The sequence below is a fragment of the Tenacibaculum sediminilitoris genome (assembly GCF_964513795.1).
Lineage (GTDB): Bacteria > Bacteroidota > Bacteroidia > Flavobacteriales > Flavobacteriaceae > Polaribacter > Polaribacter sediminilitoris.
Genome location: NZ_CAZEQR010000051.1, coordinates 11703 through 35335, shown reverse-complemented (window position 1 = coordinate 35335; position 23633 = coordinate 11703). Strand labels below are relative to the sequence as shown.

Here is a 23633-nt window from a genome sequence, read left to right as displayed (position 1 = left end):
GAACTAAGAGATTACAGAAAGCATATCTCTTACTTTAACAACAATATTAAAGACATTGTTCCTGAATATTGGAAATTAAATTCTGTTGAAAATATTCAATACCTTACAAATAAACAATTAGAAGATTTAGTTAAAAATAAAACCAACACTTATGCTGTTTTAGATTTAACTATTTTAACCACCCAAACTCTTGGAAATGTTAAAATTAACAAATTCTATAACTTAGAATCTACTCATATTTATGCTATTACCTATGGTGCTTCGGAAAAAAATAGGAAAAAGGCTATTTATCAAAACCATATTACTAATGTAAACTATAATCTTCCTGGTTATGCCGATAAAGAGCTTAAAAAAGCTATGGGATTTTTAGAGAAAGAAAAAGAAAATGGTCCAACATATTTATCTAAAGAAAATATGATGGCATCTATTGTTTTATCTCAAAAATATATCAAGAAAGCTATAGAGGTTAATGATAAAATTACTTTTGAAGACTTTGCTGAAGAAGAAATGAAAAACAATTGCGCCAAACTTGAAGGAAGCACTATTTTATTTCAGAAAGCGATTGTACACGGTAAAATAAAAAACGATTTACAAGCACTTCTTCCAAAAGCTACTGTAAAATTAGTTTCTGCTAATAGAATTTCAGAAGCTTTTGAAAACAAAGAAGATGTTTTAGTTGCTTTTCCAATAATAAAAAAACTTGTCAAGGCGAAAAGTAGTTTTGGGGCTATTAGTGCCAGTTCAGTATTACCGGTAACTCATAAAATGATAATGAATGCCAAAACTAAAGACATTATTGGTTTTATTCCCCATTCTGGAATTGCTAGCTACTCATATTTTAAGAAGAAATATTTTAAATAGTTAAACGAACAGTGCAACTAATAAAATAAAGAGGGAGGTTAGTTAACTAACCTCCCTCTTTATTTTGTATTACTATTTATTATCAGAAGCATACCACTCTGCAAAACTGGTATCTGTTTCTTGTAGTTTAATCGCGTGTAGTTTGATGTTTTCAGGAAGTCTACCTTTTATTTTCTTAGCAAAATCAATCACCATCATTTCACTTGTTGGTTGGTAATCTACTAAGATTACATGATGTCCTCGATCTTTTAACTCTTTAGCTAACTCAACATGAGGAGTGTTTTTATTGAATACCGTAGCGTGATCAAATACATCAACAATTTCTTCTTTTACTATCTTCTTTAGGTCTCCAAAATCAATCACCATTCCATACTTAACATTACTTGCCTCTGTAATTGGAGAACCAATTACGGTAACCGAAAGCTTGTAACTATGTCCGTGAACATTTTTACACTTTCCATCATAACCATACAATGCATGTCCAGTTTCAAATGTAAACTGTTTGGTAATTCTAATCTTACTCATAAATTATCTATATCTAAAGAAGCTATAAAATAACCTTTAAAAAAGGTTACTTCTCTACTTTTTGTAGTGGTTCTTATTTTCTTTTAAACCTTTTGTTTGCTCTATATTTATTAAAAAAATAAATAACTGCAACACCTGCTGCTAAAATAGCAAAGAAAGAATTTCCCATTTTAATGCTTGTTTTATTCGCCAAAATTACGAATTTGATTTCAAATGTTATAATTTTTAGCTCTCTAGAAAATGAAAAAACTTTAAAAATTAATACCTAATTCCAATTCAAAGTTTAATTCTCTATTTAGCACATTAGAATTGATAAACTGCTGTTTGTAGTTTACTCCTAAAACTATACCTAAATCTTCCCAAGGAATCAACCTTATTCCTTGCTTAGATTCAAATCCAATTAAGAATTTTGATTTTTTTTCGTTATTAAAACCCCTAGCTGTTTCATGCCCAAAAGGAACATTTACACCAACACCTATATAAATACCTTTGTAAAATTTAATAAACCCATCTAAACCAACTCCTAATAAAAATTGATTAAAATTTTTGTAGCCCTTACTTTTTAAAACATTTGACTTTAGTTGATAGTTATTGAATGAAAATGCAACAGGAATTATAAAGTCCTCCTTAATATCTAAAAACTCAGAGTATTTAATTTTAAACCCTTTGTAATGTTTACTAAAAATAGTATTGTAAGAAAGTATATGAATAGTTCTTGGAGTTTCTTTCTTACTTATATTAGGATTTTGAGCGTGAACGAAACTAGCTAAAAAAAGAGTTAGCCAAAATAAACAACGCATATTTATTGTTTTCTATAGTGAAAAATAATGTAGTCTAATTCTTTAGTGTTATACTTTATAGTTAAAAAAACCGAAGTTATTTTTAATAAAGTAACTTCTAAACTTTGATTTTCATCTGTTATCAATGATATTTTGGTTTCCTTGTTTAATTTCCATGTTCCTTTGTCTTGATTTCCTTCAGAGGAAGCTTCAAAAAGCATGTTTGTTTTAAATAAGATATAATCATTGCTCTCTTTTAAAGAAGGCTGATACACTTCACCAAGTACTTCATAATTTTGAATATGCCATTTTCCAATTAATTTAGATTTTAGACTTTTTTGAGAAAAAAGAGATAGAGATGCTAAAAACAAGGTGATAAGTAAAGTAATTCGATACATACTATAAGTGGTTGTTAAATTCTAAACAAAAGTATAATGCAGATAAAATGTGAGTTTGTTCATTTAAGACAATATTTATTTTTTACCTTTTGTCCTAAACAAACAAACCATAAAGTGAGAACCTGTTGTAATTTTGAGAGGTAAAATACCATATATGAAAAACTCAACACAAATAGAACGTTTTAATAAGTTGTTAGATTTTTTAGAAGAGCGTTTTAAAACATCAATAGATATACATGAAATTGAAGATATTTCTTTTTATTCCTATCGAAATATTAATAGAATATTTTTAGCGTTACAGCATGAAACTATTGGTCAGTTTCTTAAAAGAAGAAAACTAGAAAAAGCTGCACAGTATTTAAAGTTTTCAGATAATGAAATTTCAGATATTGCTCTAGAAATTGGATATAGTGATGTAGCAGCTTTTAGTAAAGCTTTTAAAAAGTATTTTCGCTGTACACCATCTAGATTTAGAAGCTCTTATACATTGCAACAAAAAATTACAAATCAAATTTTAGAAGAATATAATGAAAAAAATGATTCTTTATTAAAGTTTGAAATTGAAACTCTACCAACATTTCAAATGCTTTATATACAATATCAAGGAGCTTACGAAAATGTAAAAGGTATTGAGAAAACCTGGAAACAGCTTTTAAAATATGCTCATAAGTGTAAATTATTAACTGATAAAACTATTGTTGTTGGTGAAGTTTTGGATGACGATGAAATAACGGAATCTATTAATTGTAGGTATAATGCAGGAATTATACTTACAGAAGCACAAAAAATTGAAGTTGAAGGAATGTTTAAAGTTAAAGAAGTTGCTTCTCAAAAATATGCAAAATTTGTTCATAAAGGAAGTCATGAAAGCTGTTTTGAAACATACAATACAATTTATGCGCATTGGATGTATGAGGTTCAATTAGAGTTTGCTGACGCACCAATCTTAGAGTTTTATTTAAATGATGAGGAAAATACTTCTCAAGAAGAATTAATTACAGAAATCTACATTCCTGTAATATAATCGAAGACCAATAAACAGAAATTAACGCTCTTTCTTTGATTCTTATACTAAGGTAATTTTTGTCCTAAATAGACAAACACTCCTACATTACCCAAACTATTTTTGTTTTGTTAATTAAATAAATATAAGCACATGAAAGATTACAAATTACACAAGTATTGGTATTTAGGCTTTTTAGGTTTTTTAGGTACGTATTACATTCCTTACATAATTGACTTTTTTCAAGGAAACAATTCTCCTTGGGTATTAACAAACCTATTGTGGTTTTTATGGTTCTCTTATTTTATTCCTGAATATGTAACTAAAAAAGAAAGATAGAAATGAGTTTTGCCAAATTAATATCATTATTTGAAGAGTCTAATGTTATGTTGTATATAGGTTATTTTTTTCTATTTAATACAAGCTTAATTATCATTGAATTGTTAGTCGATTTTATTATTAGAAAAAGAAGGCGTTGGAAAGACACCTTTGCAAATATTAGTATCTTTTTCTTAAATCAACTTATTGAAAAAACAATTATAGGATCTATTGGTGTAATCTTTTTAATGCCTTTTCATTGGATAACACCTTTATCAATACCTATGAATACTTTTACTTGGATACTTGCTTTTTTCGTTGCTGATTTTACCTATTACTGGATGCATCGTTTAGAACATGAGCATCGAATATTATGGGCTAGTCATAGTGTTCATCATTCATCTGAAGATTATAATCTTACCATTTCAATGCGTTTGAGTATTGTAGAGGGTTTATTTGAATGGGCTTTCTTAATTCCAATGGTTTTAGTTGGTTTTTCTCCATTTCAAGCTATTGTCGGATTGATTCTAGTAGCTCAATTTCAAACATGGATTCATACAGAATATATTGGTAAATTAAGTTGGTTAGATGAAGTGTTTAATACTCCTTCAGTGCATAGAGTACACCATGGTTCTAATAACAAGTATTTAGATAAAAATTATGGTGGTTTTTTAATTATTTGGGATAAAGTATTCGGTACCTTTCAAAGGGAGGAAGAAAAAGTAATTTATGGACTAACTAAAAACATTAAAACCAACAATCCTATTAAAATAAATTTTATTGAATATAAAAACATATGGAAAGATGTTAAAAAGTGTAAAACCTTAAACCATAAACTGAAAATTATTTTTGGAAATCTAATATGGAAGCCAGATTATTTTTATGAAAAAAAGAGGTAATTTCTTACCTCTTGAATTTTTCTAATGCTTTTTTGGTAAAATCTGATAATACAAGCTTACCAGAGGTTTCAGCTCTTTCAATTAGTAACTCTTCCCAATGTTCAGTTCCTATCCATAAAGCCTTTTTCATTTCTGCTAACGCTTCTGGATTATAAGAAGCTAGTTTTTCTGATAAAATGGCAACTTCTTTATCCAATTCACTTTGTGTTTCAAAAACACGTGCATACAAACCTTTTTCTTTAGCCCAATACGCACTTTTCCAACTGGTAGCATCTAAGGTTAATTCTGCTAAACCGCTTACGTTTATTTTACGTTCTACAACAGGCGCAATTACAAACGGACCAATACCTATCGTAAATTCAGAAAGTTTAATAGAAGCATGCTCTGTAGCTAACACATAATCACAAGCAGCTGCTAATCCAACTCCACCACCAACAGTTTTTCCTTGTACGCTACCAACAATTAGTTTCGAACAACGGCGCATCGCATTAATAACATTGGCAAACCCTGAAAAAAATGCTTTTCCGTCCGTCAAATTATCAATCGCTACCAATTCATCAAAAGAGGCACCAGCACAGAAGGCTCTTTCTCCTTCCGATTTTAATACAATTACTGAAACCTCATCATTAACAGAAAGTTTATCAAATTCATTTGCTAAACGCTCTAATAATGCACTCGGAAAAGAATTGCTTGCTGGATGCCCAAACTCAACCGTTGCAATATTGTTTTCAATATTTGTATATAAACTTCCATTTTCTCTAGTTGTTGTAGTCATTTGTTTATCGTTGTTTGTTCAAAATTACGTTTTTTGGGCAAGTGGTAAAAACTTTCTTCTAAACTTTACAATTAATGGGGTTCCTCTAGCAATCATCCATAAGAAAAAAGCAATCCAAATAGCATATAATTTATAATCTAACGAGTCAAAAAACAACAAGGTAGGTATAAACACGAAACCTGTTGCTAGTAATAAAACGTTTCGTAAGTATTTCATTTCTCCCATCCCTTTGAACATTCCGTCATAAATAAAAGCAATAGAACAGATAGGTTGCATAATTAAAATGATCCAAAAGGTATTATAAAACTGCTCTAAAACCTCAGGTTCTTTAGTGAACACTTTTCCTATAAATTGATATAAAACAAAACCAACAACCGCAAGCAACAATCCAAAGAGAAACCCATAAGTAATTAATCGGTTTCCTAGGGTAACTAAGGCTTTATACGCTTTTGCTCCCAATAATTTACCTGATAAAATATTTCCTGCGGAAGAATAACCATCAATCATGAAAGCGCCTGTGAGCCATAAATTAAATCCGATGGTATAGGCTGCAATATAAGCATCACCATAATTGGTAGCGTAGGAAGTTCCAAAATACAAAGCAACATTTAAAGCGATAGTTCGTACAAATAAGTTAAGTACCATGTTGATAAACTTTGGTATTTCAGGGTTAAATGGCAAACGGAATGTTAATGGAATATCTGTCTTTTTTAATAATAGTACCCCCGAAATTATTGCCATAGTAACTTGTGCAACTACACTTGCATACGCAGCTCCCTGAATATGCATAGCAGGTATCAACCCCTCTATTCCATACACCAACACAATATCTAACCCAATATTAATAAACGTACCAACTATGGCAATAAGCATTGGGTAATAAGTGTTTTGCAAACCTCTAAATGTACCAAAAACAGCAATCGTAAAAAGTGTAAATGGAAATCCGAAAACACGGATTTTGTAATACTCAACAGAGTAGTCTAAAATTGTTCCAGAGGCATTGTAGAACTCAAAAATTTCTTTTGCAAAAGGATAACTCAATCCTAAAATAAGTGCGCTTACTCCTAACACAATAACAATGGCTTGTGCTGGTAAGTTTTTAATTTCGTTAAGTTTATTTGCCCCTAAATATTGTGAAACGATAGATGATATTCCACTACGAGTTTGCCCAAACACCCAAATTAACATCGATAAAAAAGCCCCTACTATACCTATCGCAGCAATACTTTCGGTAGCATTCTCTTGAATATTACCTACTATGGCTAAATCTGTGGTAGAAAGTAGTGGTTCTGCGACTCCTGCAATTAGAGCAGGCATTGCTAGTTTGTTAATCTGTTTAAAACTAATGTCGTGGTTCATCATACAAAGATCAAAAATAATACTATTCAGTATTGATTTTATAACTTTGATAATACTTATTTTTGATTAATGAATAGTATTTTATGATTGACTTTATTGGTTGTATTTCTGAAGTTATTTTAGACATTCAGCAATTTTTATTTCTAAAGAAAAGGAGAAAACAGCGCGCTTATGAAAAAGAGCATAATCTTCCACAAAAAAGAATGATTTCTCCTTACCAAAGGATAGGTATAGCTCTTTTAATAACCGCAGTTATAGCTTCAGGTTTACTTGTTCTTTTTATAAGTAGTTTTTCTTTAAAAAATAAAGACTATGAAAAAATACAACAAATTTCCCTTCTACTCGAACAAGAAAAATCTACTTTAGGAACTTATCCTGACAAATTACAAGGAATTATAAGAAAGAACCCTTTATACCAAAACTTGTTAATTGACTCTTGGAACACCCCTTTTTATTATAAAAAAATTGACGAAAGCTCTTTCATTTTAATCTCTTTAGGAAAAGATAAAATATTACATACTGAAGATGATATTAAATAGCTCTATTTCTTCGTCAACATTCGTTTAATTTCATTCAATTTCATTAACGCTTCAATCGGTGTTAACGTATCAATATTTGTAGTTAAAATTTCTTCTCTAATATCTTCTAACAGCGGGTCGTCTAACTGAAAAAAGCTCATTTGCATGTCTTGATGTTGTGCCTCTTTCAAGGTTTCTTTTACCTCTTTATGCGAATGTGAGTTTTCTAGTTCTTTTAGAATTTTGTTTGCTCTGTGTATCACCATACTTGGCATTCCTGCCAGTTTTGCTACGTGAATACCAAAACTATGATCACTTCCTCCTTTCACCAATTTACGTAAGAAAATAATGCTATTATCCAATTCTTTAACCGATACATTAAAGTTCTTGATACGCTCAAAGGTTGTCGTCATTTCGTTCAACTCATGATAGTGTGTTGCAAACAAGGTTTTTGCTTTCGAAGGGTGTTCGTGTAAGTATTCCGAAATAGCCCAAGCAATAGAAATTCCATCATAGGTAGAAGTTCCTCGTCCAATTTCATCTAACAACACCAAACTACGATCGGAAATGTTATTCAATATCGATGCGGTTTCATTCATTTCAACCATGAATGTCGACTCACCCATCGAAATATTATCGCTCGCACCTACTCTGGTAAAAATCTTATCCACCATACCTATTCGAGCATTTTGAGCGGGTACATAACTTCCCATTTGTGCTAACAACACAATCAAGGCTGTTTGACGTAAAATTGCCGATTTACCAGACATGTTAGGACCTGTAATCATAATAATTTGTTGCTGATTACGGTTCAACACTACATCATTTGCTATATATTCTTCGCCTATAGGTAATTGTTTTTCAATAACAGGGTGACGACCATTTTTAATTTCAATATCCGTACTGTCATCCATTAACGGACGCACATAATTATTCTCGGTAGCTAAGGTTGCAAAAGATTGTAAAGCATCAATCTTGGCCACATTCTGTGCATTTTGTTGTACGGGTTTTACAAACCCAATAATGTATTGTACTAATTTGGCAAAAATCTCTGTTTCTAACTGCTGAATTTTCTCTTCTGCTCCTAAAATTTTTGCTTCATATTCTTTTAATTCTTCGGTAATGTAACGTTCAGCGTTCACTAAGGTTTGCTTGCGAATCCAGTCTTCAGGAACTTTATCTTTGTGTGTATTTCTAACTTCAATATAGTATCCGAAAACATTATTAAACGCAATTTTTAAACTCGGAATTCCTGTGCGCTCTGTTTCTCTAGCTAGCATGATATCTATATACTCTTTTCCAGAGTTTGAAATACTGCGTAGTTCATCCAACTCTTCTGAAACTCCATTTGCAATAGCATTTCCTTTATTAATATTTACAGGAGCTTCTTCTAAAACAGTCTCTGTAATTTTATCAATCAATGCCTTACAATCATGCAATTGTTTCCCTATTTCCTTAACCGACTTATTGTTGCTTTTTTCTGCAGATTCTTTTATAGGAAGAATAGCTTTTAACGAGTTTTTCAACAAGATAACTTCTCGTGGTGAAACCTTGCCTGTAGCAACCTTCGAAATGAGTCGTTCGATATCAGAAATTTGTTTTAACTGATAGCTTACCGTTTCAGAAAATGCATTGTCTTCAATTAAAAACTTCACCAATTCGTGTCGCTGTTGTATTTGAGCTAAATCTTTTAACGGAAGTGCTAACCAACGCTTTAATAAGCGTCCTCCCATGGGAGAAATCGTTTTGTCAATCACATCTAATAGTGAAACAGAATTCACTGAATTTCCACCGTATAACTCTAAGTTTTTTACGGTAAAGCGATCCATCCACACATACTTATCTTCAGCAATTCTACTGATAGATTGTATATGTTCTATTTTGTTGTGTTGTGTTTCAGATAAATAGTACATCGCTGCACCACCTGCTACAATTCCGTATGCTAACTCTTCAACACCAAAACCCTTTAGTGTTTTAACCTTAAAATGATTTCGAAGTAATTCATCTCCATAATCTTTCTGAAACACCCAATCATCCAAATAAAATACGTGGAACCGATTGGTGAATACTTCTAAAAATCGTTGTTTGTATTTCTTTTCAACCAAAACTTCACTCGGTGTAAAGTTTTGTAAGAGTTTATCGATGTATTCTTCATTTCCTTGTGCAATGAGAAATTCTCCTGTTGACACGTCTAAAAACGAAACTCCCAATAATTTTTTTCCAAAATGAATTGCTGCTAAGAAGTTATTCGATTTTGATTGTAATACTTCATCGTTTAAAGCAACTCCAGGGGTTACCAATTCTGTAACTCCTCGTTTTACAATCTTTTTAGTCATTTTCGGGTCTTCTAACTGATCGCAAATAGCAACCCGTAACCCTGACTTTACCAACTTTGGCAAGTAGGTATTTAAAGAATGATGCGGAAAACCTGCCAACGCAGTTTCACTCTCGCTACCACTACCTCTTTTAGTTAAAATAATACCTAAAACTTTGGATGCTTTTATAGCATCTTCTCCAAAGGTTTCGTAAAAATCGCCCACTCTAAATAACAACATCGCATCCGGATATTTTGCTTTAATTCCGTTGTACTGTTGCATTAATGGAGTTATCTTTTTTGCCTTTGTTTTTGCCAAGTTTGTGGATTTTTTGGGTTAGTTTTGCGAAGATAGAAAAAAGTCTTTAGGTTTCAGCTTTTAGTCTTTAATCATTAGCTTTTACAACAAGTCAAAAGTTAAATATGAAACACATAAAGACGTCATTACGAGGAGCGGTAGCAACGAAGTAATCTGTTCTGTTATGAACTCTAAATAATAAGGTTGCTTTATTTTACTCCACTTCATTCACAATGACGTTTTAAATGGTAAAACTCATGAGAAAATTAAAAAATAACGAACTCGGTAGAAAAACAGTTGAAGAGTTTAAACAAACAGATAAAACACCAATTATTGTGGTATTGGATAATATTCGTAGTTTAAATAATGTAGGATCCGTATTTAGAACTTCGGATGCTTTTTTAATTGAAAAAATTTATTTGTGTGGTATTACAGCAACTCCGCCTAACAAAGAAATTCATAAAACTGCTTTAGGTGCTACTGAATCGGTAGATTGGGAATATGTTGAAAACACTATAGGTTTGGTTAAAAAACTACAAGCGGAAAACGTAAAAGTTTTAAGTATTGAACAAGCTGAAAACAGTACGATGTTAGATACTTTTATTCCACAAACTAACCAAAAATATGCCGTGGTATTAGGTAACGAAGTTAAAGGAGTACAGCAAGAAGTGGTGTCTGCTTCTGATGCTTGTATTGAAATTCCACAATTAGGAACCAAACACTCCTTAAATATTTCGGTAAGTTGTGGGGTGGTTTTATGGGATCTATTCACAAAAACAAGAAGCTAATGTAGGCTTCCCCAAAAACAGGACAGTTATAAATTCGAATTTATAACTGTCCTGTTTTTGGGGAAGCCTACACTAACAAGATATAAATGAAGTAGTTTTTTCTAAAACTGACAATAAAAAGTTTTAAAAGTAGAATGTTAATTTTTTGTCTTTCTAATTAAAACGCATTACTTTAGACGATAATTTATTCTCCCTATCTATCCCCAAAAATTATTTAGTAATTATAAACCCTATAATATGAAAAACAAATACTTTGAAGAAACAGTTATGAGTTTAAGTCCAGATAGACAAGACGCAAACAGTCAAGGACAAAATTTTAACAATGAAGGAGAAGACAACACTGATGGAACTGATGCGCCTAAAACCGACGGACCTAAAACTGGTGGTGATGGTAGTACAGGTAATGGAGATGACCCTAAATAAAGTCTTCTTATTTTTTTGACTATAAAACATTAAAACCACCACTTTGTGGTGGTTTTGTTACTATGATACGTTGTTTATTTTTTTTTCTATTTTTTTCTATTTCCATGTTTGCTCAAAACAAAACAACAGCTTCAGCTTTTGAGCAGGATTCCATTGTGTTTAAAAAAACGATGGAAAAAGCATTGTCTTTTTTTAGAGAAAAACAACTCGATTCTTTCAAAAAATATACAACACTCTCAACAAATTATAGTAGACAACCAAAAGACCTGCAAGAGGTTCATTTTTATTTGGCTACTTACTATAAATATACTGAAAAACCAGATAGTGCATACTATCACTACCATCAATCTAAAAATTTACTACTACAAGTAAAAGATTCTATTAATGCTGGTAGACGATGGTACAATATTGCTTTGTTATTACTCAATCAAAATAATATTTTAGCAAGCGAAATTGCTTATATTTCTGCTTTAAAAAACCTAGAAAAGACGACTTTACACACAATAAAACACCATATTTACAACAATTTAGGATTAATCTCAAAAGAAAGAAATGAATTAAAAGAAGCCTTGAAATATTTTGATTTGAGTTTACATGAATTAACAAAAGATAGTATAAAAAATATTGCCTTAGAAATAGGTGTAATTAATAATAAAGGACTTTTATATCAACATTTTAATCAACACCAAAAAGCTATCTCTTATTTTAAACAAGGTTTGGCTTTTGATAGTGTGAAGAATAAATATCCTAGACAATATGCTTTACTGTTAGAAAATTTAGCAGCAAGTAATTTTCTATTGCAAAAAAAGGAAAATGTTTTACAACAATATAATGAAGTTCTTGCTATTCGTCAAAGATTAAAAGATTATAGTGGTCTTTGTACCACACATATCAACATTTCTGACTATTACAAAAACCTTAACCAAACTAAAGAAGCTCTATACCATGCTAATGAAGCCCTACAGTATGCCAAACAAACGCATAATAATAAACGTTGGTTAGAGTCTTTAGTAAAACTTTCGGGCTTAACAACTGGTGATAAATCAAAACAGTATTTAGAGGAGTATATTACGTTAAACGATAGTCTCTTCCAAAACGAACGACAATTAAAAAACCAGTTTGCTAAAATTAGATATGAAACTGATAAGAAGGAAAAAGAAAACACCGTTTTAAAAACAGAAAACGAAAAAAAACAAGCGGAAATTGTATACCATAAACAACAGAAAACCATTGGTTGGTTACTTTTTCTACTTAGTTTATTATTGTTTGGTGTAGGTGTGTTATTTTACTTTAGCAGGAGAAGAAAATTACTATATCAAGCACAATTAGAAAGAATACAAGCAAGAGAACATGAACGCAAGCAAATTGCCAAATCGTTACACGATGAAGTTGCTGGCGACCTACGATTGCTACATCGTAAATTAGAAAAATCTAATTTAGTAGAGGAAGCTCAAAAGTTACACGCAGTTAAAGAAAATGTTCGTAACCTATCACACCAATTAAGTAGTGTAAGTTTTGATAAAGTTTCTTTTAAAAATCAAATTATTAATCTAGTAAGCGATTATTTTGATTTCAACTTTAAAATCAAGGTTAACGGACTACAAAAACACGATTGGTCTGTTATTAATAATTCTATAAAACGTTTACTATATTTAAGTACTCGTGAGAGCATACAAAACTGTAAAAAACATGCCAAGGCAAGTAAGATGATTATCGATTTTTCTGTACATAAAAAATACGTACATTTGGGGATTGCTGATGATGGTATTGGTTTTGACACCAACATTAGTAAAAAAGGAATAGGGTTACAAAACCTACAAGAACGTATAGAAGAATTAAACGGAACCTTAACTATTACTAGCGAAATAGGTAAAGGAACCAAAACCGATATTCAAATACCTTTAAATGGCTGGACAAACAAAAATACTTTTAGTTGATGACCATCAGTTAATAATTGAAGGCATTCTTTCATATCTAAAAGATATAGATGGCTTGGAAATTGAAACCGCTAATTCGTGTGACGAAGCTTTTTCTAAAATAAAATCATCTTTACATAAAGATCCATTTCATATTGTTTTTACCGATTTAAGCTTTGACAATCAAGATCAAAATGTTGTCTTAGATGGTGGAGAATCTTTAATAAAAGCCCTTCTTAAAGAAGAAACACCTATTAAAATAGGCGTAATTACTGGGCACTCTGAAACAAACAGAGTTTTTAATGTAATACATAACTTAAATCCTTCAGCATATATATTAAAAGGGAAATGTAGTACTGATGAATTAACTTTTGCCATTCAAAAAATGTTAAAAGGTGAAGTGTATTATACCCATGAAATACACCAAAAACTCTTAAAAAGAGCCTTGGTTGAAATTCAGATGGATGATATTGCCGTTCAAATTTTAAGCGAGCTTCCTAAACATGCTAAAATTTCTAATCTTGAAGGTTTAATTAAAAAAAGTGATGGTTCTTTACTAAAAGTTCGATCTATCGAAAGTAAACTATCAAAATTAAGAACTGACTTACAAGCAAATAACAATACCGATCTCGTACTTAAAGCAAAAGAGTTGGGAATTATAGATTAACATTTTCTGCAGAAAAATACCTTTTTTTTTACGGTTATCCCTTTTTATACTTCAATAGTAAGAAATACCTTTGCTTTGTAATTCAAAATTTTTATCGGGGAAATCTTGAAAAGGAAATAAATAAAGAGGCTTTTAGAAATTTAAAAGCTTTTTTTTTATGAAATAATTTTCTTGCGGAAAAATACCTTTTTTTTTGCGGTAATCCTTTTTCTAAAACTTTTAAATCTAACTACATTTGTAACATCTTCTTTTCAAGATTAATTGAAAAAAGACATTTAAGGGGAATAAAAAACCTTCTAGGATTTCTAGAAGGTTTTTTTATGCTCCTTCGGAAAAAAGCATTTTTATCTTCGGAAAACCCCTTTTATTTACTTAATCATCAATGTACTTTTGTAATGTTCATTATTTAATGACAATTAATTATTAAGGGGAATTAAATTATTTTAAAAATGGGAAAATTACTACTACGCAAGACGAGCAAAAGTTTAAACACTTTACTTTCAGTTTTAGCCGAATTCGGTAAAGGTGCTGGATATGCTCTGAGACACTAAAAGTTAATTAACCAAACTTAAACGTGTAAGCCTTCTAGAAATTCTAGAAGGTTTTTTTATGCTTCTTCGGAAAAAAAGCATTTTTTACTACGGTAACCCCTTTCATATCCGTAACTGTAACTATCAGCTTACTTTTGTAGTGTTCATTATCATAATAAATAATGAAAAATTATTACTACACAAGGTAAGTAAAGGACTAAACACCTTACTTACAACCTTAGCAGAATTTGGTAAAGGGGCCGGATATGCTTTGAGACACTAAAAGTTTTACTAACCAAGCTTAATGTGAAAAAACCTTCTAGGATTTCTAGAAGTTTTTTTCGTTACTAGAGGTAAAGTTGTAAATTAGGCTCTTAATCATTTTACATCTAAATGACTCACAAATATATTATTGCTTTAGATCAAGGAACAACTAGTTGTCGTACAGTAATTCTTAATAAAGAAGAAAAGGTTATTGCAAAAACTCAACAAGAGTTTCAACAAATATTTCCAAAACCAGGATGGGTAGAGCACGATGCCAACGAAATCTTACAAACCCAATTAAATACTTTACAACACACCTTTAAACAAGCCAAAATATCCGCTCATGAAATTGCAGGGATAGGTATTACCAATCAACGTGAAACTACCGTTGTTTGGAACAAAAACACAGGTAAACCAATATATAATGCCATTGTTTGGCAAGATAAAAGAACTGCTAACACCTGCGAATTACTCAAAGAAAAAGGACTCGAAAATTATGTGCGTAAAACTACTGGTTTAGTAATTGACAGCTATTTTTCTGCCACCAAAATTCATTGGATACTAAATAACGTAGAAGGTGCTCAAAAGGAAGCAAAAAAAGGAAATTTATTGTTTGGAACTATTGATACATGGCTCTTATGGAACTTAACTAACGGTAAAGTTCATGCTACTGATTACAGCAATGCATCACGTACCATGTTATACAATATAAAAAACCTGTGCTGGGATGAAACGTTATTAAAAGAATTAAACATTCCTACTTCAATGTTACCTGAAGTAAAACCTTCATCCTTTCATTTTGGAAACTATCAATTAAACGGAGTTCAAATTCCAATTGCAGGAATTGCAGGAGACCAACAATCTGCCTTATTTGGACAAGCATGCTTTAAAAAAGGAGAGGCAAAAAACACTTACGGAACAGGGTGTTTTATGTTAATGAATACAGGTGAAAACTTAGAATATTCTCAAAATGGCTTAATTTCTACTATTGCTTGGGGAATTAACAATAAAGTATATTACGCTCTCGAAGGAAGTGTTTTTGTTGCCGGTTCTGCAATTCAGTGGTTACGTGATGGACTACAAATTATCAATAGCGCAGAAGAAAGTGAGCTTTTTGCTGAAAAAGTTACTGAAGAAAACCCTGTTTATGTCGTGCCTGCCTTTGCTGGGTTGGGTGCTCCATATTGGGATATGTATGCTAGAGGCGCTATTTTTGGTTTAACTCGTGATACTGGAAAAAACCACTTAATCAAAGCTACTTTACAATCATTAGCTTATCAAACCAAAGATATTTTAGACGTTATGCAAAAAGATAGCATGCTACAACTTTCCTCTCTAAAGGTAGATGGTGGTGCCTGTATCAATAATTTATTGATGCAGTTTCAAGCAGATATCTTAAATGTAAATGTAGAACGTCCTGAAGAAATTGAAACTACCATAATGGGAGCAGCGTATTTGGCTGGGTTTTGTGTTGGATTTTGGCAACAAGACGATATTGTAAACAAAAGAAAAATAGATAAGACATTCACTCCTTCTTTCTCTAAAGAAAAAAGAGAAAAGTTATACCACACTTGGCAAAAAGCTGTTGAACGTACTAAAGATTGGATTGACTAAAATAAAAAATTATGGCAAAGTTTTACGATAAAATTACAAATCGAGTTCAGCAATTTATTGAAGCACAAAAGCTGTTTTTTGTGGCTACAGCATCTAAAGAAGGAAGAATTAATCTTTCTCCTAAAGGAATGGATACCTTTAGAGTGATTAACGAAAATACTGTTGCTTGGTTAAGCGTAACAGGTAGTGGAAATGAAACCTCAGCGCATTTGTTGGTTGATAATCGAATAACCATTATGTTTTGTTCTTTTGAAGGCGCTCCAAACATACTTCGACTATATGGAAAAGCAAAAGAGATACTTCCAGCTCATAATAAATGGAGTAACTATGCTGATTCATTTCCTAAGCTTCCAGGTACTCGTCAAATATTTGTTGTTTCTATAGAAAGTGTACAAACCTCTTGCGGAATGTCAATTCCTTTTTACGAATACCAAGGAGAACGTAATCAACTAAATGATTGGGCTGCTAAAAAAAGTAAACAAGAAATTGAACAGTACTGGGAGGATAGAAATCAAGTAAATATCGATGGTTTAGATACTTTATTTAAAAAAGGTAAAGTTTAACTCTAAATATTTGCTTTTTAAACCCTGATAAAAATCATGTTTTAACTTAAACTATCACCATACTTTTGGAGTAGTAAAGAATAAGAAAATACTACAATTAATAAACATTCCAATGGTATCTTGGACAAACGGAACCATTATGGTGATTATTTTCGGTTTAGTTTGTATAAATTTAGTAACTACTCTTTTAATTCTTGTTAATGGTGGCAGAAAGGAAGAGTAGGTAAATTTTAGTTTTAATAGTTGATTGAAGAAGCACTCTTTAATAATTTGTTAGTGGTTTAACGTTTGAGTGCTTCTTCTTTTTTTTATTTAAATGCGTTTAATCCTGTAATATCTAATCCTGTAATTAACAGATGAACATCGTGTGTTCCTTCGTAAGTTATGACACTTTCTAAATTCATTGCATGTCTCATAATTGAGTATTCTCCAGAAATTCCCATTGCTCCTAGTACTTGTCTTGCTTCACGTGCTATTTTCAATGCCATATCTACATTATTTCGTTTCGCCATAGATATTTGAGCAGATGTTGCCCTACCTTCATTTTTCAATACCCCCAATCGCCATGTTAACAACTGCGCTTTGGTAATTTCAGTAATCATTTCAGCTAGCTTTTTTTGTTGCAACTGAAATTGGCCTATTGGTTTGCCAAATTGTGTACGTTCTTTCGCATAACGCAGTGCGGTATCATAACAATCCATAGCTGCTCCAATAGCACCCCAAGCAATACCATAACGCGCAGAGTCAAGGCATAGTAATGGTGCTCCTAACCCTGATTTATTTGGTAATAAGTTTTCCTTCGGAACCTTAACGTTATCAAAAATTAATTCACCTGTAATCGATGCTCTTAACGACCATTTGTTGTGAGTTTCTGGTGTAGAAAAACCTTCCATACCACGTTCAACTAGTAAACCATGAATACGACCTTCTTCATTTTTTGCCCATACAACTGCTACATCACAAATGGGCGCATTTGAAATCCACATTTTAGCTCCATTCAATAAATAATGGTTGCCCATATCTTTAAACTTGGTTTCCATTCCGCTAGGGTTACTCCCATGATTTGGTTCTGTTAACCCAAAACTTCCCATCCATTCACCAGAAGCTAACTTTGGTAAATATTTTTGTCGCTGCACTTCGCTTCCGTAGTTATAAATAGGTCCCATAACAAGAGAAGATTGTACTGAAGCAGTAGATCGAATTCCACTATCACCTCGTTCTAACTCTTGCATAATTAACCCGTAAGAAATTTGATCTAACCCTGCACCTCCATACTTTTCAGGAATATAAGACCCGAAAGCTCCTACTTCTGCCAATCCATTAATTAATTCCTTCGGAAATTCCGCACGTTGTGCATATTCTTCTATAATTGGAGATACGTTTTTCTTAACCCATTCACGAGCAGTATTGCGAACAAGCTTATGCTCATCGGTTAATAAATCATCTACTTGATAATAATCTGGGGCTTGAAATAAATCAGACTTCATAACTATGTTTTAAAATTAATTTTACTAATTGTATAAGAAAAATGTAAAATTAATCGCGATTTGTTTTATGTGCTTTCTTAAAAGAATTGATTCAAAAATACTTAAAAAAATAATTATTCGTGCAGGTTTGCGTATGTTTGTACTAATGAAATTTACTTTAGGAAAAGAGGAGCGTTTAAAAAGCAAAAAGCTGATAGGAAGACTATATGAAGAAGGAAAAGTGGTAAAGGTTTTTCCGCTAAGAATGGTATATATACAAACCGAACACACTTCTAAATTCCCTGCACAAGTTGGAGTTTCTGTTCCTAAACGGAATTTTAAAAAAGCCGTGGACAGAAACCGTATAAAACGGTTACTCAGAGAAACCTACCGTAAAGAGAAACATACTATTTATGATGCTTTAGATAAACCATATGTGTTTATGATTTCTTATCTTGCAAGAGATGAATGGAAATATGCCGATATAGAGCATAAAATGAAGAAATTATTAACACAGTTTATTACAGAAGTTACTCAAGATGAAAAATAGAAAATTCCTTTTTTTTGGTTCACTCATTATCATCTCTCTTTTCTTTTCTTTTCAATCTCGTTTTTTTGAGATTGCTAAACAAATTGAAATTTACAACAACCTTTTTAAAGAGTTGAACATTAACTATATTGATGAAATCAATCCTGGCGATTTAACTGATAAGGCTATAAAAAACACCCTTAAAAATTTAGACCCTTACACCAATTTTTACAATGAACAAGATGTTGAAGATGCTCGTATTCGTCGTGAAGGTGAATATGGGGGTATTGGTATTTCTACATTTTACATCAAAAAAGGAATTGTGGTTTCTGAAATTTACAAAGGTTTTTCAGCCGATAAAGCTGGCTTAAAAGTAGGTGATATTATTACCAATGTAAATGGACAAGAGTTAGCTACTTTGGAGAGAAGTCAATTTTCACAAATGCTAAAAGGAGTTCCAGGAAAAGAACTTTCTTTACAGGTAGAAAGAAACGGTCAAGCAAAAAATGTATCAGTTAAACTTGATAAAATTGTTTTAGATCCTGTTCCTTTTTACGATATGATTGATACTGAAACAGGGTATATAGTTTTAACACGATTTATTAGTCAAAAAGCTACTGAGAGTGTTGTAAATGCATTTGGTGATCTTAAAAAAAGAGGAATGAAAAAGTTAGTCTTTGACTTAAGATATAATCCTGGTGGCTCTTTATTTGATGCTATAAATATTACCAATTTATTTATTCCTAAAGGTTTGAAGGTTGTAGATACTCGTGGAAAAACTCAAAAAAACAGCAGAACCTATAAAACAACCAGAGATCCTTTAGATGCTGAAATTCCTATTGTAGTTTTAATTAATAGCAGATCGGCTTCAGCTTCAGAAATTGTTTCAGGTGCTTTGCAAGATTACGATCGAGCAGTAATTATGGGAGAGCGCTCTTTTGGAAAAGGGTTGGTACAACGTTACTTTGATTTAAGTTATGGAACTCAAATGAAAATCACAATTTCTAAATATTACACCCCAAGCGGACGTTGTATTCAAGAGTTAGATTATGCCAGTAGAGATCCAAAAACAGGTGAGGTGCCTAAATTTTCTGACAATACTCTTAATGAGTTCACAACTCAAAACGGGCGAAAAGTATATGATGGTGGAGGTGTTTCTCCAGATCTAACAAGTGAGTTTTCTAAAAAAACAAAAGAAACTGATGATTTACTAAAATCAAGAGCTATCTTTAATTTTGTAACAGATTTTACATATCAAAATCCTAATCTATCTACTGAAAACTATACTTTTTCATCTACAAGCTTTAATCAGTTTAAAGAGTATTTACTTCGTAAAGACACTGCTTTTGTTTCTAAAGAAGAGAAACTGTTTCAAAAAGCATATGAATCAGTAGAAAACAACAACAAAATTACTTCCGAATACAATACAATTATCCAACAATTAAGAGCTGCTAAAGTTGCTAAAATTAGCGAAAATCAAGATATTTTATCTAAAGAAATTGAAAATGAAATTATTGAGCGTTCTGCATACAAAGAAGGAATGTATAAACATTTATTTAAAAATGATATAACTATAAAAAATGCTGTTAACTTACTAAATGACCCTGAAAAGTATAAGCGTATTTTAAAAAAATAGCTTCTTTAACATAATTTGTATATTTGTACTTTAAAAACATATGTCAAAACCTATCCTAAAAGAACGTACGAGAGCTCAAGAATCTACAAATGCTATTGAGCGTTTATACATTTCAATGCGACACTTATTTAGTCGCGGTTTTTACAAACCAATGGGAGTTTCTGGTGAAACTCTAAGAGAATCTCTCTTGTCTTTACGTCCAGAAATTTATGGTTCAATTGCTGAAAACAAAACTGAATTAAACGGATTAGTGTACGTTATTGAACGTTTACCTGAAGGGGTTGAAGAATGTCAGTTTATTTACTTAACTGCTGACGAAGGATATCGTAATTCAAAATTCAAAGCAATTATTCCTCCTAAAAGAAGAAGAAACTGCTACCGTATTGATAAAAATCAAATGAATATTGAAATTACTAGAGGTCGCTCAGAAATTTATGACATTCTTACTCATTTGACATTTTTATTCATTGAATCTCATAAAATTAAAGATCGTGTAGTTTTTAACAATGGAGAAAGTTTTATTCGTGAATGGTTACACTTAGAAGATATTGTAATACACAATAAAACACTTACTGATGAGGAAAAAGATGTAATTGTTGTACACCTTGGTAATATTTTAGGAAGAACTTACGATGAAATATATGACGCTTACAACACGTTTGCAACAGAAGAAAATCCGAATAGGTTTTTCCATCTAATTTATTGGTTAGGTAAACTCGCTATTAATGAAACTTTATACGACCAAAAACGTTCTGTTAAATTCAGTTCTGTTTTAATTGAAGAAATTGGACACCATTATTATGGAGAAATATGGGCTAACAACATTAAAAAAGTATTGTTAGACAACGAATTAATAGAGCGCCCTATTCATATAATCAGTGCAAATATGCACAGTGTAATGAACAGTATTTATGCTCAAAATGCTTTGCCAAAAGAAGCTAAGAAACATAAAGACTTTCAACTTTTTGAAGTATTAAGTAATGCTAATAGTAGTGCTTTACAATCTGCCGTTAAAAATTATGCTTCAGAAAACGGATTGATATATATCAAAGATACATCAGGTACTAACATCAATGTTCAAGTAATTGACACAGGAAAGATTGATTTTGAAACGAACTTTTTTAACAAAATTAATTCTGTTGGAAAAGACCCTGTAATTATTGTTATGGACTATGCCTTTGGTGAACAGGCTTTTGAAACTATGGATGAATTGTTAAAGCCTTATAAAACAAATGGAAAAAAAATTCATTTAGATGTTCAATCTGTTTCTATCATGGGGAAAGCAGGTATTTTAGAAGGTGGTAAAGGAGATATTATGATTCCTTCTTCACATATTTTTGAAGGTACTGCTGATAATTACCCATTTGAAAACGAACTATCAAAAGAAGACTTAGAAGGTTTTGGAGTTCAGGTTTTCGACGGAGCAATGATTACTGTATTGGGAACTTCTTTACAAAACAAAGATTTATTACGATTCTTCCACGATTCTACTTGGAATGTAATTGGATTAGAGATGGAAGGAGCTCATTATCAAAAAGCAATTCAATCAGCCTCAAAAATTAGAGGAAATATTTCAGAAAATGTAAAAGTAAGTTATGCATACTACGCCTCAGATAACCCACTAGAAACAGGTGCTACACTTGCCTCTGGAGGGCTTGGAATGAGTGGAGTAACACCAACGTATGCTATTACACAAAAAATACTAGAGCAAATTTTCTAGAAAAACTATACGTCATTGCGAACGAAGTAAAGTAATCTGTGTATTAAGAACTCACAACTTAAAAGATTGCCGCGCTCCGCTCACAATGACGAATTTTTAATCTTTTCTAGCCCTCTCCTCTTTTTCTTATTTTATATTTGCACTCACAATACAACAACACACAACAATGAATATTCTAATTTTAGGATCGGGCGGTAGAGAACACGCCTTTGCTAAAAAACTTTCAGAAAGTACGAAAATCAACAATCTTTTTGTTGCTCCTGGTAATGCAGGAACTGATGCTATTGCTACGAATTTAGCTATCAATCCAACTGATTTTGCACAGGTAAAAGAAACTGTTTTACAACACAATATCAATATGGTGGTTGTAGGTCCTGAAGCTCCTTTAGTAGAAGGTGTTCACGATTTTTTCTTAGCCGATGAAGAGTTAAAAAACATTCCTGTAATTGGACCTAAAAAAGATGGTGCTTTATTAGAAGGAAGTAAAGATTTTTCGAAGCAATTTATGAAAAAGCACAACATTCCTACAGCTCGTTATCAATCTTTTACTACTGAAACCTTAACTGAAGGAAAAAAATTCTTAGAAACATTAGATGCTCCGTATGTGTTAAAAGCTGACGGATTGGCTGCTGGAAAAGGAGTTTTAATTTTAAATAATTTAGAAGAAGCAAAAGCTGAATTGGAAGAAATGCTTTCGAATCAAAAATTTGGAAGCGCTTCATCAACAGTAGTTATTGAAGAGTTTTTAAAAGGAATAGAATTATCTGTTTTTGTTTTAACTGACGGGAAGAATTATAAAATTTTACCTTCTGCTAAAGATTACAAACGTATTGGAGAAGGCGACACAGGATTAAATACAGGCGGTATGGGAGCTGTTTCTCCTGTTCCTTTTGCTACAGATGATTTTTTAACGAAAGTGGAAGAGTTGGTTGTTAAGCCAACAATAGACGGTTTACAAAAAGATGGAATAGATTACCGTGGATTCATCTTTATTGGATTAATGAATGATAATGGAAATCCATCAGTAGTTGAATACAACGTTCGTATGGGAGATCCTGAAACAGAAGTGGTATTACCCCGTATTCAATCAGACTTACTAGATTTATTTGAAGGCGTAGCTACACAAACTTTAGGAGAAAAATCGTACGAAGTTACTCCACAAACAGCCACTACGGTAATGTTAGTTTCTGGCGGATATCCTGAGGCATACGAAAAAGGTAAAGAAATTACTGGTTTTGATACTGTGGAAAATTCAATTGTTTTTCATGCAGGAACTACTTTAAAAGACGGTAAGGTAGTTACTAATGGTGGGCGTGTTATGGCAATCACTTCTTTTGGAGATTCTATGGAAGAAGCCTTAGAAAAATCTTACAAGAGCATTGATAAAATTATCTTTGATAAGATGAATTATCGAAGAGATATTGGATTTGATTTAAAATAAATAGCATAAAAAAAGGAGTTGATAATCAA

General features: G+C 31.7%; 22 protein-coding genes. 15 read left to right on the top strand and 7 right to left on the bottom strand.

Annotated elements, in window-relative coordinates:
* Positions 1-357 precede the first annotated feature (357 nt).
* On the top strand, positions 358-861 hold the full coding sequence (locus ACKTSW_RS13810) for a hypothetical protein (RefSeq protein ID WP_408025835.1): 504 nt from the start codon (positions 358-360) through the stop codon (positions 859-861).
* A gap of 72 nt (positions 862-933) precedes the next feature.
* On the opposite strand, the gene ACKTSW_RS13805 is transcribed toward ACKTSW_RS13810, so the two are convergent.
* From ACKTSW_RS13805 to ACKTSW_RS13795, 3 genes are all read right to left on the bottom strand, one after another.
* A complete protein-coding gene (locus ACKTSW_RS13805) occupies positions 934-1386 on the bottom strand; it encodes a 6-pyruvoyl trahydropterin synthase family protein (RefSeq protein WP_408025834.1) in 453 nt (150 codons plus the stop codon).
* Between the two features lie 251 nt (positions 1387-1637).
* Positions 1638-2186: a hypothetical protein gene (locus ACKTSW_RS13800; RefSeq protein ID WP_408025833.1), complete on the bottom strand. Its 549-nt coding sequence runs from the start codon at positions 2184-2186 to the stop codon at positions 1638-1640.
* A gap of 2 nt (positions 2187-2188) precedes the next feature.
* Positions 2189-2563 (bottom strand): lipocalin family protein, encoded by a 375-nt coding sequence (locus ACKTSW_RS13795; protein ID WP_408025832.1) that lies wholly within the window; start codon positions 2561-2563, stop codon positions 2189-2191.
* Positions 2564-2717: 154 nt separating this feature from the next.
* Between ACKTSW_RS13795 and ACKTSW_RS13790 the strand changes: the two genes are divergently transcribed.
* The 3 genes from ACKTSW_RS13790 to ACKTSW_RS13780 all read left to right on the top strand — a co-directional run bounded on the left by ACKTSW_RS13790 (position 2718) and on the right by ACKTSW_RS13780 (position 4783).
* A complete protein-coding gene (locus ACKTSW_RS13790) occupies positions 2718-3587 on the top strand; it encodes an AraC family transcriptional regulator (RefSeq protein WP_408025831.1) in 870 nt (289 codons plus the stop codon).
* A 132-nt stretch (positions 3588-3719) separates the two neighbouring features.
* Positions 3720-3905 carry a hypothetical protein gene (locus tag ACKTSW_RS13785; RefSeq protein ID WP_408025830.1) on the top strand — a complete coding sequence of 62 codons (186 nt, stop codon included), beginning with the start codon at positions 3720-3722 and terminating at the stop codon, positions 3903-3905.
* Between the two features lie 2 nt (positions 3906-3907).
* Entirely contained in the window at positions 3908-4783 is an 876-nt protein-coding gene (locus ACKTSW_RS13780) for a sterol desaturase family protein (RefSeq protein ID WP_408025829.1), read from the top strand.
* A 4-nt stretch (positions 4784-4787) separates the two neighbouring features.
* Here ACKTSW_RS13780 and ACKTSW_RS13775 read toward each other — a convergent pair whose 3' ends face one another.
* Positions 4788-5558 carry an enoyl-CoA hydratase/isomerase family protein gene (locus ACKTSW_RS13775; protein ID WP_408025828.1) on the bottom strand — a complete coding sequence of 257 codons (771 nt, stop codon included), beginning with the start codon at positions 5556-5558 and terminating at the stop codon, positions 4788-4790.
* Between the two features lie 24 nt (positions 5559-5582).
* Positions 5583-6917 (bottom strand): MATE family efflux transporter, encoded by a 1335-nt coding sequence (locus ACKTSW_RS13770; protein WP_408025827.1) that lies wholly within the window; start codon positions 6915-6917, stop codon positions 5583-5585.
* 83 nt (positions 6918-7000) lie between these two features.
* On the opposite strand from ACKTSW_RS13770, the gene ACKTSW_RS13765 reads away from it, so the two are divergent.
* Complete coding sequence (locus ACKTSW_RS13765) at positions 7001-7456, top strand: hypothetical protein (RefSeq protein ID WP_408025826.1); 456 nt, start codon at positions 7001-7003, stop codon at positions 7454-7456.
* A gap of 2 nt (positions 7457-7458) precedes the next feature.
* Here ACKTSW_RS13765 and mutS read toward each other — a convergent pair whose 3' ends face one another.
* The gene (gene mutS, locus ACKTSW_RS13760; RefSeq protein ID WP_408025825.1) at positions 7459-10068 is read right to left on the bottom strand and encodes a DNA mismatch repair protein MutS; all 2610 of its coding nucleotides are present in this window, start codon (positions 10066-10068) and stop codon (positions 7459-7461) included.
* A gap of 236 nt (positions 10069-10304) precedes the next feature.
* Here mutS and ACKTSW_RS13755 point away from each other — a divergent pair, with 236 nt between their 5' ends.
* From ACKTSW_RS13755 to ACKTSW_RS13730, 6 genes are all read left to right on the top strand, one after another.
* Complete coding sequence (locus tag ACKTSW_RS13755) at positions 10305-10835, top strand: RNA methyltransferase (RefSeq protein ID WP_408025824.1); 531 nt, start codon at positions 10305-10307, stop codon at positions 10833-10835.
* A 237-nt stretch (positions 10836-11072) separates the two neighbouring features.
* Complete coding sequence (locus ACKTSW_RS13750) at positions 11073-11258, top strand: hypothetical protein (RefSeq protein ID WP_408025823.1); 186 nt, start codon at positions 11073-11075, stop codon at positions 11256-11258.
* Between the two features lie 170 nt (positions 11259-11428).
* Positions 11429-13195, top strand: a complete 1767-nt coding sequence (locus tag ACKTSW_RS13745; protein WP_408025822.1) for a tetratricopeptide repeat-containing sensor histidine kinase — start codon at positions 11429-11431, stop codon at positions 13193-13195.
* Complete coding sequence (locus ACKTSW_RS13740; RefSeq protein WP_408025821.1) at positions 13164-13841, top strand: response regulator; 678 nt, start codon at positions 13164-13166, stop codon at positions 13839-13841. Before ACKTSW_RS13745 ends, ACKTSW_RS13740 begins: the two co-directional genes overlap by 32 nt.
* 923 nt (positions 13842-14764) lie before the next feature.
* Positions 14765-16249: a glycerol kinase GlpK gene (glpK, locus tag ACKTSW_RS13735; protein WP_408025820.1), complete on the top strand. Its 1485-nt coding sequence runs from the start codon at positions 14765-14767 to the stop codon at positions 16247-16249.
* Positions 16250-16260: 11 nt separating this feature from the next.
* On the top strand, positions 16261-16812 hold the full coding sequence (locus ACKTSW_RS13730; RefSeq protein WP_408025819.1) for a pyridoxamine 5'-phosphate oxidase family protein: 552 nt from the start codon (positions 16261-16263) through the stop codon (positions 16810-16812).
* A 308-nt stretch (positions 16813-17120) separates the two neighbouring features.
* Here ACKTSW_RS13730 and ACKTSW_RS13725 read toward each other — a convergent pair whose 3' ends face one another.
* Entirely contained in the window at positions 17121-18299 is a 1179-nt protein-coding gene (locus ACKTSW_RS13725) for an acyl-CoA dehydrogenase family protein (protein ID WP_408025818.1), read from the bottom strand.
* A 145-nt stretch (positions 18300-18444) separates the two neighbouring features.
* On the opposite strand from ACKTSW_RS13725, the gene rnpA reads away from it, so the two are divergent.
* The 4 genes from rnpA (at position 18445) to purD (ending at position 23604) form a co-directional block, all read left to right on the top strand.
* Positions 18445-18828 carry a ribonuclease P protein component gene (rnpA, locus tag ACKTSW_RS13720; RefSeq protein ID WP_408025817.1) on the top strand — a complete coding sequence of 128 codons (384 nt, stop codon included), beginning with the start codon at positions 18445-18447 and terminating at the stop codon, positions 18826-18828.
* Positions 18818-20443: a S41 family peptidase gene (locus ACKTSW_RS13715; protein WP_408025816.1), complete on the top strand. Its 1626-nt coding sequence runs from the start codon at positions 18818-18820 to the stop codon at positions 20441-20443. Before rnpA ends, ACKTSW_RS13715 begins: the two co-directional genes overlap by 11 nt.
* 40 nt (positions 20444-20483) lie before the next feature.
* A complete protein-coding gene (locus ACKTSW_RS13710; RefSeq protein WP_408025815.1) occupies positions 20484-22163 on the top strand; it encodes a DUF6909 family protein in 1680 nt (559 codons plus the stop codon).
* Between the two features lie 166 nt (positions 22164-22329).
* Complete coding sequence (gene purD / locus ACKTSW_RS13705) at positions 22330-23604, top strand: phosphoribosylamine--glycine ligase (RefSeq protein ID WP_408025814.1); 1275 nt, start codon at positions 22330-22332, stop codon at positions 23602-23604.
* Positions 23605-23633 lie beyond the last annotated feature (29 nt).

Bases quoted from the DNA above. Each gene is read 5' to 3' on its own strand.
- ACKTSW_RS13785 (WP_408025830.1), top strand. From the start codon at position 3,720: ATGAAAGATTACAAATTACACAAGTATTGGTATTTAGGCTTTTTAGGT.
- ACKTSW_RS13710 (WP_408025815.1), top strand. From the start codon at position 20,484: ATGTCAAAACCTATCCTAAAAGAACGTACGAGAGCTCAAGAATCTACA.
- ACKTSW_RS13795 (WP_408025832.1), bottom strand. From the start codon at position 2,563: ATGTATCGAATTACTTTACTTATCACCTTGTTTTTAGCATCTCTATCT.
- ACKTSW_RS13810 (WP_408025835.1), top strand. From the start codon at position 358: ATGGGATTTTTAGAGAAAGAAAAAGAAAATGGTCCAACATATTTATCT.
- purD (WP_408025814.1), top strand. From the start codon at position 22,330: ATGAATATTCTAATTTTAGGATCGGGCGGTAGAGAACACGCCTTTGCT.
- ACKTSW_RS13805 (WP_408025834.1), bottom strand. From the start codon at position 1,386: ATGAGTAAGATTAGAATTACCAAACAGTTTACATTTGAAACTGGACAT.
- glpK (WP_408025820.1), top strand. From the start codon at position 14,765: ATGACTCACAAATATATTATTGCTTTAGATCAAGGAACAACTAGTTGT.
- ACKTSW_RS13750 (WP_408025823.1), top strand. From the start codon at position 11,073: ATGAAAAACAAATACTTTGAAGAAACAGTTATGAGTTTAAGTCCAGAT.
- ACKTSW_RS13725 (WP_408025818.1), bottom strand. From the start codon at position 18,299: ATGAAGTCTGATTTATTTCAAGCCCCAGATTATTATCAAGTAGATGAT.
- ACKTSW_RS13770 (WP_408025827.1), bottom strand. From the start codon at position 6,917: ATGAACCACGACATTAGTTTTAAACAGATTAACAAACTAGCAATGCCT.
- ACKTSW_RS13745 (WP_408025822.1), top strand. From the start codon at position 11,429: ATGGAAAAAGCATTGTCTTTTTTTAGAGAAAAACAACTCGATTCTTTC.
- ACKTSW_RS13740 (WP_408025821.1), top strand. From the start codon at position 13,164: ATGGCTGGACAAACAAAAATACTTTTAGTTGATGACCATCAGTTAATA.
- ACKTSW_RS13775 (WP_408025828.1), bottom strand. From the start codon at position 5,558: ATGACTACAACAACTAGAGAAAATGGAAGTTTATATACAAATATTGAA.
- ACKTSW_RS13765 (WP_408025826.1), top strand. From the start codon at position 7,001: ATGATTGACTTTATTGGTTGTATTTCTGAAGTTATTTTAGACATTCAG.
- ACKTSW_RS13790 (WP_408025831.1), top strand. From the start codon at position 2,718: ATGAAAAACTCAACACAAATAGAACGTTTTAATAAGTTGTTAGATTTT.
- ACKTSW_RS13715 (WP_408025816.1), top strand. From the start codon at position 18,818: ATGAAAAATAGAAAATTCCTTTTTTTTGGTTCACTCATTATCATCTCT.
- rnpA (WP_408025817.1), top strand. From the start codon at position 18,445: ATGAAATTTACTTTAGGAAAAGAGGAGCGTTTAAAAAGCAAAAAGCTG.
- ACKTSW_RS13800 (WP_408025833.1), bottom strand. From the start codon at position 2,186: ATGCGTTGTTTATTTTGGCTAACTCTTTTTTTAGCTAGTTTCGTTCAC.
- ACKTSW_RS13730 (WP_408025819.1), top strand. From the start codon at position 16,261: ATGGCAAAGTTTTACGATAAAATTACAAATCGAGTTCAGCAATTTATT.
- ACKTSW_RS13755 (WP_408025824.1), top strand. From the start codon at position 10,305: ATGAGAAAATTAAAAAATAACGAACTCGGTAGAAAAACAGTTGAAGAG.
- ACKTSW_RS13780 (WP_408025829.1), top strand. From the start codon at position 3,908: ATGAGTTTTGCCAAATTAATATCATTATTTGAAGAGTCTAATGTTATG.